The sequence below is a fragment of the gamma proteobacterium symbiont of Lampromicra miyakona genome (genome assembly GCF_059730895.1).
In genome coordinates this window covers 1,663,221-1,677,180 of the sequence record NZ_AP035932.1, presented here as the reverse complement: position 1 = coordinate 1,677,180, position 13,960 = coordinate 1,663,221, and the positions used below count along the sequence as shown (strand labels likewise).

At 58.8% G+C, this 13,960-nt stretch carries 12 protein-coding genes and 1 tRNA gene; 5 read left to right on the top strand and 8 right to left on the bottom strand.

All coding sequences use genetic code 11. The features are described from left to right. The first annotated feature begins 38 nt into the window (after window positions 1-38). Both dcm and AC6I8P_RS07655 read left to right on the top strand, forming a co-directional pair. On the top strand, window positions 39-1,436 hold the full coding sequence (dcm, locus tag AC6I8P_RS07660; RefSeq protein WP_058757384.1) for a DNA (cytosine-5-)-methyltransferase: 1,398 nt from the start codon (window positions 39-41) through the stop codon (window positions 1,434-1,436). A gap of 150 nt (window positions 1,437-1,586) precedes the next feature. Next, on the top strand, window positions 1,587-3,182 hold the full coding sequence (locus AC6I8P_RS07655) for a methyl-accepting chemotaxis protein (protein ID WP_021509845.1): 1,596 nt from the start codon (window positions 1,587-1,589) through the stop codon (window positions 3,180-3,182). 40 nt (window positions 3,183-3,222) lie between these two features. On the opposite strand, the gene AC6I8P_RS07650 is transcribed toward AC6I8P_RS07655, so the two are convergent. Together AC6I8P_RS07650 and AC6I8P_RS07645 are read right to left on the bottom strand one after the other, a co-directional pair. Continuing rightward, window positions 3,223-3,468 (bottom strand): hypothetical protein, encoded by a 246-nt coding sequence (locus AC6I8P_RS07650; protein WP_021509844.1) that lies wholly within the window; start codon window positions 3,466-3,468, stop codon window positions 3,223-3,225. A gap of 70 nt (window positions 3,469-3,538) precedes the next feature. Then, complete coding sequence (locus AC6I8P_RS07645; protein WP_021509843.1) at window positions 3,539-4,243, bottom strand: phosphohydrolase; 705 nt, start codon at window positions 4,241-4,243, stop codon at window positions 3,539-3,541. A gap of 579 nt (window positions 4,244-4,822) precedes the next feature. Between AC6I8P_RS07645 and AC6I8P_RS07640 the strand changes: the two genes are divergently transcribed. The 3 genes from AC6I8P_RS07640 to AC6I8P_RS07630 all read left to right on the top strand — a co-directional run bounded on the left by AC6I8P_RS07640 (window position 4,823) and on the right by AC6I8P_RS07630 (window position 6,696). Beyond that, window positions 4,823-5,503: an ASCH domain-containing protein gene (locus tag AC6I8P_RS07640; protein ID WP_058771148.1), complete on the top strand. Its 681-nt coding sequence runs from the start codon at window positions 4,823-4,825 to the stop codon at window positions 5,501-5,503. A 237-nt stretch (window positions 5,504-5,740) separates the two neighbouring features. Next, window positions 5,741-6,517 carry a DgsA anti-repressor MtfA gene (gene mtfA, locus AC6I8P_RS07635; protein WP_481657563.1) on the top strand — a complete coding sequence of 259 codons (777 nt, stop codon included), beginning with the start codon at window positions 5,741-5,743 and terminating at the stop codon, window positions 6,515-6,517. Between the two features lie 103 nt (window positions 6,518-6,620). Beyond that, a tRNA-Asn gene (locus AC6I8P_RS07630) sits at window positions 6,621-6,696 on the top strand. A gap of 57 nt (window positions 6,697-6,753) precedes the next feature. On the opposite strand, the gene ybiX is transcribed toward AC6I8P_RS07630, so the two are convergent. The 6 genes from ybiX to AC6I8P_RS07600 form a co-directional block, all read right to left on the bottom strand. After that, window positions 6,754-7,431: a PKHD-type hydroxylase YbiX gene (gene ybiX / locus AC6I8P_RS07625; protein WP_058757376.1), complete on the bottom strand. Its 678-nt coding sequence runs from the start codon at window positions 7,429-7,431 to the stop codon at window positions 6,754-6,756. Window positions 7,432-7,482: 51 nt separating this feature from the next. Beyond that, a complete protein-coding gene (locus tag AC6I8P_RS07620) occupies window positions 7,483-9,768 on the bottom strand; it encodes a catecholate siderophore receptor Fiu (RefSeq protein WP_481657562.1) in 2,286 nt (761 codons plus the stop codon). A gap of 348 nt (window positions 9,769-10,116) precedes the next feature. Further along, complete coding sequence (locus AC6I8P_RS07615; protein WP_021313248.1) at window positions 10,117-10,284, bottom strand: hypothetical protein; 168 nt, start codon at window positions 10,282-10,284, stop codon at window positions 10,117-10,119. A 286-nt stretch (window positions 10,285-10,570) separates the two neighbouring features. Further along, a complete protein-coding gene (locus tag AC6I8P_RS07610) occupies window positions 10,571-11,761 on the bottom strand; it encodes a cytochrome c biogenesis protein/redoxin (protein WP_481657561.1) in 1,191 nt (396 codons plus the stop codon). 136 nt (window positions 11,762-11,897) lie between these two features. Beyond that, on the bottom strand, window positions 11,898-13,208 hold the full coding sequence (locus tag AC6I8P_RS07605; protein WP_481657560.1) for a sensor histidine kinase: 1,311 nt from the start codon (window positions 13,206-13,208) through the stop codon (window positions 11,898-11,900). Beyond that, the gene (locus tag AC6I8P_RS07600; RefSeq protein ID WP_021509836.1) at window positions 13,205-13,945 is read right to left on the bottom strand and encodes a response regulator; all 741 of its coding nucleotides are present in this window, start codon (window positions 13,943-13,945) and stop codon (window positions 13,205-13,207) included. The genes AC6I8P_RS07605 and AC6I8P_RS07600 overlap by 4 nt, the downstream gene beginning before the upstream one ends. Window positions 13,946-13,960: the final 15 nt, after the last annotated feature.

Sequence of the window (13,960 nt, the reverse complement as noted above, 5' to 3'; positions counted from 1 at the left end):
AGTGGTAGCATAGCCGCTTCACTGTTAAGGAAAAACGCATGCTTGCACTCGATCCCGCCGCGACGGCTTCGCCCTCCCCGCACTCCGCTGATGATGACGCCACCGCGTTACTGCTGCAGGTACTGGATATCTACGCGGCCCGCGATCTGGTGGTCATCCTGAGCGAGGCCGGCGGCCGCGACTGGAGTATCACGCAGCTTAACCGTATTCGCGCGGGAAAAAGTGCCGCGCCCGCGCTGTCAGCGGCGGAGGTCGCCCGTCTGCAGGCGCTGCTGCCGTCGCGACCGGCGCATTATGACAATCCCCGCTTTCAGTTTATCGATCTGTTTGCCGGCATCGGGGGTATTCGCCGCGGCTTTGAGCAGATTGGTGGCCAGTGCGTATTCACCAGCGAGTGGAATAAAGAAGCGGTGCGCACCTATAAAGCCAATCACTACAGCGATCCCGCCCGGCATCAGTTCAACAGTGATATCCGGCTGATTACCCAGCCGGCCGGTTTGCCGGATGAGCAGGCGATTTATCAGCATATCGATAAGACGATTCCCGACCATCAGGTGCTGCTGGCCGGCTTTCCCTGTCAGCCCTTTTCGCTGGCCGGCGTCAGCAAGAAGAATGCGCTGGGTCGCGCCCACGGTTTTGAATGTGAAGCCCAGGGCACGCTGTTTTTTGATGTGGCGCGCATCCTCGCCGCCAAAAAACCGCCGTTTTTCGTGCTGGAGAATGTGAAGAACCTCAAGAGCCATGATAAAGGCCGCACCTTTGCCATTATTATGGCCACGCTGGATGAGCTGGGTTACGACGTCGCTGACGCGGCTGACGACTCATCGCCGGATGCCAAAGTGGTCGATGCGCGTCACTTCCTGCCACAGCACCGCGAGCGCATCGTGCTGGTAGGGATCCGGCGCGATACCGGCCTGAGCGAAGGTTTTTCGCTGCGCGCGCTGGCGGCACTCTATCCGCCTGAAGTTCCGCCGCTGCACAGCCTGCTGGAGCCGCAGCCGGCGGCAAAATATACCCTGTCGCCCACGCTGTGGCACTATCTCTACCAGTATGCGAAGAAGCATAAAGCCAAAGGCAACGGTTTTGGCTTTGGCCTCAACGATCCGCGCAATCCGCACTGCTGCGTGCGCACGCTGTCAGCGCGCTACTATAAAGACGGGTCGGAAATCCTGATCGATCGCGGCTGGGATCACGCGCTGGGCGAACAGGATTTTCAGCAGGCCGCGAACATGGCGCGCCGCCCGCGCCGCCTGACGCCGCGTGAATGTGCCCGCCTGATGGGCTTTGAAGCGCCGGGCGAAGCGCGCTTCCGCATTCCGGTCTCCGACACACAAGCCTACAAACAGTTTGGTAACTCGGTGGTGGTACCGGTGTTCGCCGCCGTAGCGAAACTGCTGCTGCCGCTGATTGAGCAGCACGCGCGTCAGCGCCGCTGAAAACGCAGCCGCGCTTCACGCCCCGGTTTTCCGCCCCGCAATTTGCTTTAGTAACGCGCGATGTGCTGTTTTGCCGCACATCGCGCGCACTGTCACCGGACTGTCACGCATCAAACCAATACTGCGTTTTATTTTTTGCGGAGCTGTTTGATGTCTCTCCTGTCTGTAATCTCCCTGCCGCTGCGGCTGCGACCTCGTTTTACCCTGCGTCTGCCCGTCTGGCTCTCCAGCCTGCGCAGCCAGTTCATGCTGTTTATTGTGCTGTTTTGTCTGCTGCAGTTTGCCGGGGTGCTGTTGCTCAACCAGCACGTGAATCAGACGCAACACTCATTGCAGCAGGCCAGCCAGCTGCGCGAACGGCTGGCCCTGCTGGATAAAGCACGTATTGAGTTACTCACCGCCAGCGACAACAGCCATCGTGCCGGCATTTATCTGATGCAGGACCAGCAAAGCGGTTCGGTCGACAGCTGGAAAAGCCTGGCGGCGGCAGCCACTACCTCATTGCAGCAGGCGCAGCAGCTGTTTGCTGCCTATCAGGCGAAAAGCGATAGCCCGCTGGCACAGGGCTTCGTGCTGCTGGCTGGCGGGCTGCAGGAGCAGCTGAAAGGGCTGGCAGCTAATGATATCAACGCATTTTTTATGGTGCCGATGCAGGCTTTCCAGCAGCAGTTCAACGATGCCTGGTTTAGCGAAATTGAACAGGCCAATCAGCAGCTCGGCAGCGTCAACCAGCATTCGCTCAGCACGCTCAAGCAGAGCCGCAATCTGGCGCTGGCGATTGCCGCGTTATTAATGGCGCTGCTGCTGCTGGCCGCCGCGCTGCTGATGCGCGGCGTGTTGCTGCCGCTGCGTCACGCCAACGCCCAGCTGGCACAAATCGCGACGGGCGATCTGGTCGCCAGCCCGGCACCGACGCGCCGTCAGTCGCTGGAAACGCGCCAGCTGCTCCAGTCCATCGGTACCATGCGTCAGGGTTTGCAGCAGATCGTCAGCGACATTACGACGGTAGCAACCCGTGTGGCGGCCGGCGCTGACGAGATGCAGCAGCATAATCAGCAGGTGATGCAGCAGCATCAGGCGCAAAATGCCAGCTTCCATCATCTGTCGCAGCGGCTGCATCGCGTGTCAGAAGAGGTGGAAAAAGGTGCACACTTCTCGCAACAGGCGACGCACGACGCGCAGTCCGCGGATGCGCTGATGCGTCACTGCGCCCATGAAGTCGACAATATGGAGCACCAGATGCAGCAGATCGTCGCGGCCGCCGGCGATATCGCTGGCATCGTCGGCATGCTGGATAGCCTGTCGATGCAGACGCGTCTGCTGTCGCTTAATGCGGCGATAGAGTCTGCGCATGCTGGCGCTTACGGGCGCAGTTTTTCGGTCGTCGCCAAAGAGATGGGATTGCTGTCGCAGCAGAGCGGCGCATCCACGCGGCAGATCGACGGTTTAATCCAGCACACGCAGCAGCACGTGCAGGATGGCTTTGCGAAGGTGCAGGCGCTGGAAGTGCTGTTTGCGCGGATTGGCCAGGCGGTATCGGGCGTGGTCAGCCAGCTGAATGAGCTACAGGATAACAGTACGGCGCAGAGCCATCGCGTGAGCAAAATTGCCCGGGAAGTGGTGGAAATGAGTCTTCAGCTCCAGCAAAACGAAGCCCTGACTGATCAGCAGGTGCAGGCAGCGGCGCAGCTGAGTGAACTTTCAGCGCGACTGACGCAGCGCGCGCAGCAGTTCCGCGTTAGCTAAGGCGCAGAAAGAAAAAACCCGTCAGCGACGGGTTTTCGTATTATTTCTTTTTCTTACTTTTCTTCAGCAGTGCACGCACCTGCTTCAGCTCGGCGGCGCTCAGTTGATCGCCCGCCTCTTCGGTATGCAGGCTGTCGACGGCCGGTGGCTCAACGGCATCTAAACTGGCCTGCAGGCGGTTAACGATCTCCTGACTCATGGAGATTTGGTTATCAGCGGCTAACTGTTTAATGTGCTCTTTCAGGGCCGGGTCAATTTTAATGGTTAAGTTAACGGTCTCGGTCATCTTCACACTCCCTCTTGATTTACAACAACGTAGCGGAAGCAGATGAAAGTTAACAGACTGTCATAAAAATTTAATATTGTGCCGGTATGGGACTGAAATCGCGTAACACGGACTCATCAATATCGGTCAGATTGCCCTGCAGTTCGGCGCACAGCTTCGCCATATAGCGGACGAGAAAATCGGCGTTGTGTTCCGCCAGCAGACGGCCGGTTTCCGTCTGCATGGTATGCGGCAGGCTCAGCAGTTTCTTCTGGAAATGATCCAGCGTCCACTTGACGTCATCCAGTTCACGATCCTTACCCAGCGGATCGTCGCTGTCGAACAACGGACGTCCCAGCGCACCTGCGGTATAGAAAACGCGCGCAAGGCCAATCGCGCCTAATGATTCGAGACGATCGGCGTCCTGAACGATCTTCGCTTCTAACGTTTTTGGCGTGATGCGGGCGCTGAAACTGTGGGCCTGCACCGCATGCGCCACGCTGTCCAGCAGCGCTGAGGGGAAGTCCGGAAAATCCTGTTGCAGAATGCGGCGCGTCTCTTCCGCCGCGTAAGTCGAAGCCAGATGGCGTTCCGGATGGTTTTTCGGCAGGTTCACCACATCGTGAAAATAGCAGGCGGTCAGCACCACCAGCGGATCGGCATTGGTGTTTTGCATAATGCGGGCCGCGCTCATCCAGACGCGGCGCAGGTGCGCGATATCATGGGCTTTATCATCGTGCAGCCAGTTCAGCTGCAGCCAGCTTTCGTAACGGTGTTGCCAATGGGTCAGTGACATCGTGCTTCTCCTGTTATTGCTATTATTTCGCACCGGGTACGGCTTGCGCCCATCATAGCGGCCCGGTGATGACACTTTCTTTACACCCTTCCCGGATGTCCAGCGCAAAAAAATGCGATCCCGATCATGTTATAGCGCTGTTAAAGCCGCTTGCCCAGCCGCGATGCGGTTTTCAGTATTTCCTTAACCTGTTTTAGTTAAGCCACTCTGTTTAATTTCGGTGATGCATTTTCCGCTGGGTGAATTTTCAGCATTGCCAAAGGTCCAGTTTAGCCTGTCGCAACCCCAGCATTAAAACGTCCATTTGCATAGCGACATAATCTGAAAAGATTCCCATTGCGACCGTTATAACGTACTGTATAGGGGAAATTTACGGCTCTCACCTGTACCCGGAGCCTTCGTCAGCACTCTGTTTGCTTATGAGCCATTTTTAATACCGGAAGCGGCAGTTATTGCCCGATAATAAGGCGACAAATTATTAAGCAAATTGATTCAAACCCATTATGCTAATGCTCTCATCCGAGGATACGGATGTTTCGTCGAAGTTCTCCGGGTACGTGATACAACATGAGGTACATAATGAAAGAACGGCCGATTCTTTTTTCCGAACAGCGGGTGCGCGCCCTGCTGGTTGGCCAGCAAACTCAGACCCGGCGCATTATGAAAACTCAGGCGTTTGGCCCGGGACAGGATCATCATGAAGGCGTGCACGCGTTTGATGTCAGCGCTAATCATCTGCATGGCTATAAGCTGATGTCGATGGCGGACATTGGCGCCCAGTGCCCGTTTGGCCAGGTCGGCGATCGCCTGTGGGTGCGTGAAACCTGGCGGGGTCCGATTGTGCCTGAAGCGCAGCTGGCGGAATACGAGCGCGATCCGCTGCCGTTCCGCAATCCGGCGTTTTGCCAGTATCGCGCCGACAGCCATGAACTTGGACAACAGGAAGAAAATCAGCAGGTCGCCGAGCAGTTTGGCTGGCAGACCGCCATCCATATGCCGCGCTGGGCCAGCCGCATCGATCTGGAAATCACGGCGGTACGCGCGGAGAAAATTCAGGACATCAGCGAAGACGACATCATGGCGGAAGGCGTGCAGACCGATTCGCACTTCCTCAATAATTTCTTCACTATGAACATGAATTCCGAATCGCCGAAAGAAGCTTACCGCAAGGCGTGGCAGAAGCAGTACGGCGCCACCAGCTGGGAGGTGAATCCCTGGGTCTGGGTCATCGCATTCCAGCGTGTGGAGCGTGAAGGCTAACCGTTTGCCCTCTTCCGCACAGAAGAGGGCGTCATCTTTTGCGCGATTCAGTGAATCATCAGCCCTTGCCCCCTCGCCGGCGGCACAGCGCGCCCCTTTCCCACCTTGCCAGTTTGCAATCCCTGTCACAGACAAATCCGCCGCTAACAGGTTGAATAAGCGGCTTTGATTCCACGCTGGCAATTTATCGTTTGCCGCGTCAGGATATGATTTCCGCCCTGCAGAGTGAGTGACGCAATGATCAAATGGCCGTGGCGTGCACAAAAAGATGCTGCCGTGACTGCCCTGCCCTGGCAACAGGCGCTGGGGCAGCCGATCTTTTCTCTGCTGAACAGCGACGAACAGCAGGCGCTGGTAGCGCTGGCGCAACGCTTCCTGCTGCAGAAAAAAATCACTCCGCTGCAGGGTCTGGAACTCAGCGAACTGCGTCTGGCTCGCCTGTCGTTGCTGTTTTGCCTGCCGGTATTAAAGCTGGGTCTGGAATGGCTCGACGGCTTCCACGAAGTGCTGATCTACCCGGAGCCGTTCAGCGTTGACGATCGCTGGGAGGACGACAGCGGCCTGGTGCACCACGCGCCGGCCGTGCATGCCGGCCAGAGCTGGACGCAGGGACCGGTGGTGCTGAACGCGCTGGACATCCAGGACTCGTATGATCTCTCTGGTTACAACCTGGTGATCCACGAAGTAGCGCACAAGCTCGACGCGCGCGGCAGCGGTTACACCAGCGGCATCCCGGCCATCGCGCTGCGCGATGTGGCCAGCTGGGAGAAAGATTTACTGCAGGCGATGGCCGAGATTGAAGCGGAAGTGGATCTGGTGGGTGAACAGGCCGCGACCCTCGATCCCTATGCCGCCAGCGATCCGGCGGAATGTTTTGCCGTGCTGTCGGAGTACTTTTTCAGCGCCCCCGACCTGCTCGCCAGCCGTTTTCCGACCATGTATCGCCACCTGCAGCAGTTTTACCATCAGGATCCGCTGGCGCGTCTGGCGCAGCAGGCACCGGAATCTGCTTAAATCACGATCGCTTTGCCGCTTTGCTAGCCAGTTGAATACAAATGTGTTTTTAGCGGTTGACACTCACAGGGGCTGCCATTAATATTCGCCTCGTTCCAACGATTCCTCTGTAGTTCAGTCGGTAGAACGGCGGACTGTTAATCCGTATGTCACTGGTTCGAGTCCAGTCAGAGGAGCCAGATTTAAAGAAGCCCGCTCAGGGAAACCTGAGCGGGCTTTTTGTTATTGCGTGACGGCTAAACTTCCGTCCAGCCGCGCAGCAGGTTGTGGTACATATTCAGCAGCGACAGCAGTTCTTCGCTGTCACCGTGGCGCGCTTTCAGGCTCTGAATGTTGCGGTCCAGTTCAAACAGCATCGCGCGCTGCTTATCATCGCGCACCATCGACTGAATCCATAAAAACGAGGCGACCCGCGCGCCGCGCGTGACCGGCGTGACGCAGTGCAGGCTGCTGGAGGGATAAAGCACCAGGTCGCCGGCCGGCAGTTTTACGCGGTGCTGACCGTAAGTATCCTCGATCACCAGTTCCCCGCCCTCGTAACTGTCGGGTTCACACAGAAACAGTGTGGCGGAGAGATCGGTACGCATCCAGCCGGCCGCGCCATTGTGGCGTACCGCACCATCAACATGAAAACCGTAGGTTTCCCCCTGCTGATAACGGTTAAACAGCGGCGCAGAAAGCGTGCGCGGCAGCGCGGCGGCAAAGAATAGCGGATGGCTATTCAGTGCCTGAAGCACTGTAGCCTGCAGCCGATCATAGAGTGGCGTGCCGGTGTCAATCTGCTGGTTATTTTTTACGGTCGCGCCCTGGCTGCCGACCGTCGCCCGTCCGTCAACCCAGTCAGCCTGCTGCAGCTGTGCGGTAAAGTGCGCCAGCTGTTCAGCGTTAAGCACGGCAGGAATGTGATACATCATCGCGGAGTTCTCGCCATTAAGCGTGGAGCGCGAACGCCCCACGGTTGACCATCAGAAATGCACGTTAGCCGTCAACAGGAAGGTACGCGGCTCGCCCGGATGATAGCGGTAGCCACTCTTGTTGATCGATGCCACATAGTTGGTATCAAACAGGTTATACACGTTGAGCTGCAGGTCGAGGTTATTGTTGACCTTATACCCAAGCTTCGCGTCAGCCACCCAGTAGCCTTCGGTGTGATCCGGCGTGCCCACGGCCCCATCGCTGCCGCGACGCAGGCTGCCAACGTAACGTGCGCCCGCGCCCACCGACAACGCATCAGTGGCCTGATAGTTGGTCCACAGCGTAAAGGCGTGCTTCGGCGTATAGGCCAGCGCGGATGAGCCATCCTGCGCCACGCTGGCACCTTCACGCACCGACGCGTGCTGCATGGTGTAACCGGCAATGATTTCCCAGTCTGGCGTTATGTTGCCGGTTGCTGAGAGTTCATAGCCTTCCACGCGCTTCTTGCCGGTTTGCGAGTAAGTGCCGTCATCGTTGGCATCGACCTCATTTTCGATGTCGGTGCGGAACAGCGCGGCGTTCAGCAGCAGCCGCTTGTCCAGCACCTGCCACTTGGTGCCCACTTCGCTGGATTTGGCCTTCTGCGGTTTAAAATCGGTACGGTTGGCGCTGTTGCCGCTGCCACCCGCCGCCAGCGCGAAGCTGCTGCCACCCGGCGGCTGCTGGGAGATGGCGTAGTTCACATACAGGTTGCCCTGTTCGGTCAGACGATAGAGCGCCCCCGCTTTCCAGTTCACCAGATTGCCGGATTTCGCCGTGTCCACCGTGGTCACCGGCGTATTACGCGCCACACCCGCCGGACAAGCCAGCGCGCCGCGTCCGGTGCCGCCACAGGCCGTCGCGCTGTCGTACTCGGTGTGATAGTTGTCGAGACGAATGCCGCCGTTCAGCTCAAAGTCAGGGGTAATCGCCAGCGTATCAAATGCATAGATGCCAAACGTGTCAGTCTGCCCGTTAGCGTTCGCACCGTTGCGGTCCAGACCGCCAATCGAAATGCTGCTGATGGGATGGTAGATATTCACCGCAGGCGGGGTCAGCGCGTTGACGCCATAGGTGGTCTGGTTTTCACGCGTGAACTCTACGCCCGCACTCACATCATGCCCGACGGAACCGGTGGCAAATTTCGAGGTGATATTGGTCTGGTTGGTGAGAATACGGTTGCTGATATCTTTGGTGTTTGCCAGGCGCGACCAGCGCCAGCTGCCCACATCGTTCGGGTTGGGTGCAGTAATGTTACTGGCTCCGCCCATCACCGCCGTCAGCAGATACTCCTGCTTCACCCGCGACCAGCGCGTGGTGTTGCGCAGCGTGGTGTTATCGCTCAAATCGTGTTCAAAGCGCAGCGTGGCACTGTCGGTGGTCGATTTATCGAAATCAGAATCGGTGCCGTAGTAGTTGCTGGTGGCGACCTTGCCGGAATTGTTCAGCGCAGCATACGCGGCAGACGGTGCCGAATAGCCGGGCAGGCCAACGGTCGGAATACCGCCGTCCGGTGTGTTGTTCTGGTGGACGTGCAAATAGTTGACGTATAGCCGCGTTGCGGTGTCCAGGCCCAGCGCCAGCGAAGGCGCGACGCCATAACGCTCGTTCTGGATGTTGTCACGCGCCGCATCATGGGTTTTCTCACCCATCAGGTTAAGGCGAAACGCCGCATTGTCGTTGATTGCCTGGTTGTAATCGAGCGTGCCGCGGCGCATCCACGCGCTGCCGGCGCTGACTGACGCGTCAAGCCCGGTATCCAGCCGCGGTTGTTTGCTGATCATATTGATCGAGCCGGATGGTGCGCTGCGACCATAATCAGTGCCGGAAGGCCCTTTGATCACCTCCACCTGCTGCGTGTTGAAGGTGTCGCGCGTGACGCTGGCGATGTCGCGAATGCCATCCACGTAAATGCTGTTGGAGGTATCGACACCGCGCATGTACACCGCATCGCCGGTGGTTGAGCTGCCGTTTTCCCCGGCATAAAACGCCCCGACGCCCGGCACGTTTTTCAGCGCGTCGGTCAGATTGGTGACGCCCTGATCTTTAATAACCTGATCCGGAATCACCGTCATGGTGCGGGTGGTATCCACCAGCGGACGGGTAAATTTGGGATCGGCCGAGGCATTTGGCGCGTACAGCGAAGGCGTGCGCGCTTCAACCACTAATGTATCATCAGATTTTTTGCCGGAGTTATCGACACCCAGCGCCGCAGCCGGCGAAATACCAATACAAAGCCCGGTGAACAGGGTCAGCGAATTGAAGCTACCAAACGGCAGCTGGCGATTTTTATCCATGTTAAAAGGTGAGTTTCTTATCGTTATTAACGCACTCATTGTCTTAACCGCACCTGCCATTCAGACATAGCACTGAATCAACACGGTTTTCCCAGACAACACCTAAATGATAACGCCAATGGTTATCATTTACCTTTATATTCTTACACGCACGCTGCCGCTTGGGAATACTTTTCTTTACGTTAAAATTACGAAATCAATACAATTGAACAAACCGGCGGGAAGTTGCGGCAATTTTTTCATCAGGCGGGCAAACAGCATAAAAAAACCCGCTCGGCGTGAGCGGGTTTTTAGTCTGGCGTGCACAGTTCATTCCAGTAGCAATAGCGCATGCGCTGGTGGCGGCGGTTATCGTTCATAGTAGCGATACACGGAAGGATGAAACTCCACGCCGTACAGCTGGCTGATCGGGATCAGCAGATCGATATGCTCACCGGGGTCGAATTCGCGCCCGTCAGGGGTGGCGGCTTTGCTGGCTGCCAGACGCGCCAGCCACTGCTGCAGGATCTTCTTCATTGTCAGCTTCTCCATAAAAGGTTAACGCTGACAGTAAACCCCAGCCCGAACGCGGAACCAAACGACAAGTTATGCGTTGGATTACTGCATTTTGCATATCGGGGTGGTAAGGGGGCTGCGCCATGACGGTCACCCTGAAGAGTGACCCTACGGGCTGGGAGGTCCCCGGCAATGCCGCACGCTGTTTGCCTGATAGTCCCTGAGTCACCCCAGCTTTCAAAGGCATCCCCCGCGAATCACAACCTAAATGAGAAGCAGTGGCGGCCCGGGCGGGCCGCCTGACCTGTCATGCACGCGCCTCTTTCAGCAACTGCTGAATCACCCTCTCCTGCTCTTCATAGTTGCCTTCACCAAACGCGGTGTAGCGCAGCTGGCCATGTGCATCAAAGATGTAGTGCGCGGGCCAGTACTGATTACCAAAACGGTTCCAGATGCTGTAATTGTTATCCGCCACTACGGTGTAGGGCAGCTGCCAGCGCGTAATCGCGCGCTTCAGCGCCTTTTCATCGCGCTCCCATGGGTACTCCGGCGTGTGCACACCCACGACAACCAGCCCGTCACCTTGATACTTACCGGCCCAGTCGCGCACGTATGGCAGCGTATGCTGGCAGTTAATGCAATCCCAGGTCCAGAAATCGACCAGTACCACTTTGCCCTTTAACGTGGCAGGCGTCACCGGCGCCCCGTTCAGCCACGCCGTGCCCCCCTCCAGCGCTGGCAACGCGCTGCTGGTTTGCGGCAGGCTAACCGGCTCCAGGCGCACTTTGGGTGCCGGCGTGGTTAGCCACTGGCTCAGCTGCTGCTCCAGCTTCAGGGCAAAAGCGGGCGCTGCCTGCAGCTGGCTCTGTGAGCCGGTAACAATCACGCCCACCGAGGCGAGCATCAGCACGCCCGCCGCCTGACGCAGCCGCGCGCTCATCGCCAGCCCCGGACGCAGTCGCGCCACCAGCGATCGTCCGGCGAAATAGAGCAGCGCCAGCATCAGCGCGGCACCGCTGCCATACGCCAGCAGCAACACGCCAACCGACAGGGGATGATCGCCCACGACGGCCAGGCTGAGGATTGCGCCCAGCACCGGTCCGGCACAGGGCGACCACAGCAGACCGGTTGCCAGGCCCGCCAGCAGCGCGGCGAGCACCCCGCTTCGCCGCTGGCTGGCATCGTTGAGGCGATTACCCAGCGCGACAAACGGCCGGGTGACGCGTTGGGCGAAGCGCGTCGAGATTAACGTCAGTGCGACTATCGCCAGGAACAACAGCGCCAGGTCGCGACCAATGCTGGTGACCTGACTGACCCAGTGGCTGGTAAGCGATACCAGCAGCGCCACCAGCGTGAACATCAGGACCATGCCGCTCAGCAGCGCCAGCAGCTGTTCGCTACGGCCGCGTACGCTGGCAAATACAAAAGGAATAATCGGTAAGGTACAGGGGCTGAGCAGCGTCAGCATCCCGGCGAGAAAAGCGATAAGCAGTGTCATAGGGAACCTCATACGGTGGATAAACGTCTGCGCGTCCGGCAGTACGTCTATTACATCCACCGCATGTGTTCAGGCTGTGTCGCGGGAACGCCGTTTTGTCGGGTTATGTGTGTGGCGGGCAGGCAGATACATCAGGTTACACATCCTGCTGCTGCAGGATGATGCACGCTTCCAGCCCGCCAGCTGCCCGGTTACGCAACTGCAGGCTACCCGCCATCTGGCTCACCAGCTGGGTGGCGATCGCCAGGCCGAGCCCGGTCCCGCCGGTGTGGCGATTGCGCGAACTCTCCACGCGGTAGAAGGGCTCCAGCACCGCCTGTAACGCCTCCTCCGGGATGCCGGGCCCGTTATCACGCACCCGAATCTCTACGCTGTCACCCTGGGGTGAACAGAGTTCAACCTCCGCTTCGCCGCCAAACTTGAGCGCATTGTCGATCAGGTTGGTCATGATGCGCCGAAGTGCCTGCGGCCGCACGGCGAAGGTGTCATGGCCGGTGCACGGCACAAAGTTCACCGCTTTACCGACATCCTGATAGTCACAGACGACGCTATCCAGCAGCGCGTTGAGACTGACGCTCTGGCGCTTCTCCTCCAGCACTTCCGATGAGCGGGCATAGGCGATGCCCTCGCGCACCAGGCGGCTCATGTTATCGAGATCGCTCAGCAGTTTATCGCGCAGCTCAGGCTGCTCCGCCATCTCCACCCGCAGCTTCATGCGCGTGATCGGGGTTTGCAGATCGTGGGAGATGGCCGCGAGGATTTGCGCACGCGCTTTGAGGTGATCCTGAATCCGCAGCTGCATAGCGTTAAACGCACGCGCCGCCTGCTGCACTTCATCCGGGCCGTTCTCTGCCATCAGCTGTGCGTGGCTGGCGGCCGGTTTGAGCGCATCAACCGCCTGGGTAAAGCGCACAAACGGTCGCACCACCTGCCGCACCGCCAGCCATGCGCAGCACAGCAGCAGCAGCAACTGACCCATCAGCACCAGCGGCAGCCAGCGCGCAATCGCCGGCATGTGCGGCCAGAGATCAAGCGTGAGCGGCGCGCCGTCATGCAGCGTCAGATGCACCTGAATATGCTCCCGCGGCCCCGGAATCGCATGAATGCTCATCTGATAGCGCCCGCCAAGCGCCTCCTGCAGTGAATGTACCGCGTCGCGCGTGCGCCAGCTGGAGGGATACGGCCCCGCTTCGCCCGGCGACAGACTGTAGCGATAGTTGCCGCGCGCCAGCTCCGCCAGCCAGCCCGGACGCTCGTCCGCCGGAAGACGATCGAGGATTGCCACGCTGGTCGCCACATCGTACTCCAGGTTGCCCAGCATCACGCTTTTAGCGCTGCTCATGCGTTCAATCAGCAGGCTTGCCAGCGTGAGAGTATTTGCCAGCAGCAGCCCGCCCAGCACGATAATCAGCAGGCGTGACAGCAGCGATCGCGGCCATAGCCTCATTGATGCGCCTCTTTGATCACCACCGTGCTCGCCAGTACGTAACCTTCGCTGCGTACCGTTTTGATGTAGGCCGGTTCACGGGCATCTTCGCGTAACCGCTGGCGCAGCCGGCTAACCAGCAGATCGATCGAGCGTTCAAACAGCTCCGCGTCGCGGCCCTGCGTCAGGTTGAGCAGCTGATCGCGATTCAGCACGCGCTGCGGATGGTCGAGAAACACGCGCAGCAGGCGGTACTCTGCGCCACTCAGCGCCACAATCACGCCGTCGCTGTCCAGCAGATGGCGCGCGGAGGTATCCAGCTGCCACTCGCCAAAGGCAATGATGCGGCCGGCCCCGGTAATATGTAAATTTGGCGGCAGCGCCCGGGTACGGCGCAGGATCGCTTTGATGCGCGCCAGCAGCTCACGCGCCACAAAGGGTTTGATCAGGTAATCATCCGCCCCCATCTCCAGCCCGAGAATGCGATCGGTCTCTTCGCTGCGGGCAGTAAGCATCAGTACCGGCAGGTTCTGCCGGGGATCGCTGCGCAGCTGACGGCACAGCGTCAGGCCATCGTCACCCGGCATCATGATATCCAGCACCACCAGATCCACCAGGCTGCTGCTCAGCACGGCGCGCATCTCGCGGCCATTGGCCGCACCGGTGGCGCGGTAACCGGACTTAATCAGATAGTCGGTTATCAGTTCGCGGATATCCCGGTCATCATCCACCACCAGAATGTGATCAACGTGCTCCAAAACAGCCTCCTGTCA

What these genes read in the sequence shown, in the direction of transcription:
- dcm (WP_058757384.1), top strand. Translation starts at nt 39, where the DNA reads ATGCTTGCACTCGATCCCGCCGCGACGGCTTCGCCCTCCCCGCACTCC.
- AC6I8P_RS07655 (WP_021509845.1), top strand. Translation starts at nt 1,587, where the DNA reads ATGTCTCTCCTGTCTGTAATCTCCCTGCCGCTGCGGCTGCGACCTCGT.
- AC6I8P_RS07650 (WP_021509844.1), bottom strand. Translation starts at nt 3,468, where the DNA reads ATGACCGAGACCGTTAACTTAACCATTAAAATTGACCCGGCCCTGAAA.
- AC6I8P_RS07645 (WP_021509843.1), bottom strand. Translation starts at nt 4,243, where the DNA reads ATGTCACTGACCCATTGGCAACACCGTTACGAAAGCTGGCTGCAGCTG.
- AC6I8P_RS07640 (WP_058771148.1), top strand. Translation starts at nt 4,823, where the DNA reads ATGAAAGAACGGCCGATTCTTTTTTCCGAACAGCGGGTGCGCGCCCTG.
- mtfA (WP_481657563.1), top strand. Translation starts at nt 5,741, where the DNA reads ATGATCAAATGGCCGTGGCGTGCACAAAAAGATGCTGCCGTGACTGCC.
- ybiX (WP_058757376.1), bottom strand. Translation starts at nt 7,431, where the DNA reads ATGATGTATCACATTCCTGCCGTGCTTAACGCTGAACAGCTGGCGCAC.
- AC6I8P_RS07620 (WP_481657562.1), bottom strand. Translation starts at nt 9,768, where the DNA reads ATGGATAAAAATCGCCAGCTGCCGTTTGGTAGCTTCAATTCGCTGACC.
- AC6I8P_RS07615 (WP_021313248.1), bottom strand. Translation starts at nt 10,284, where the DNA reads ATGAAGAAGATCCTGCAGCAGTGGCTGGCGCGTCTGGCAGCCAGCAAA.
- AC6I8P_RS07610 (WP_481657561.1), bottom strand. Translation starts at nt 11,761, where the DNA reads ATGACACTGCTTATCGCTTTTCTCGCCGGGATGCTGACGCTGCTCAGC.
- AC6I8P_RS07605 (WP_481657560.1), bottom strand. Translation starts at nt 13,208, where the DNA reads ATGAGGCTATGGCCGCGATCGCTGCTGTCACGCCTGCTGATTATCGTG.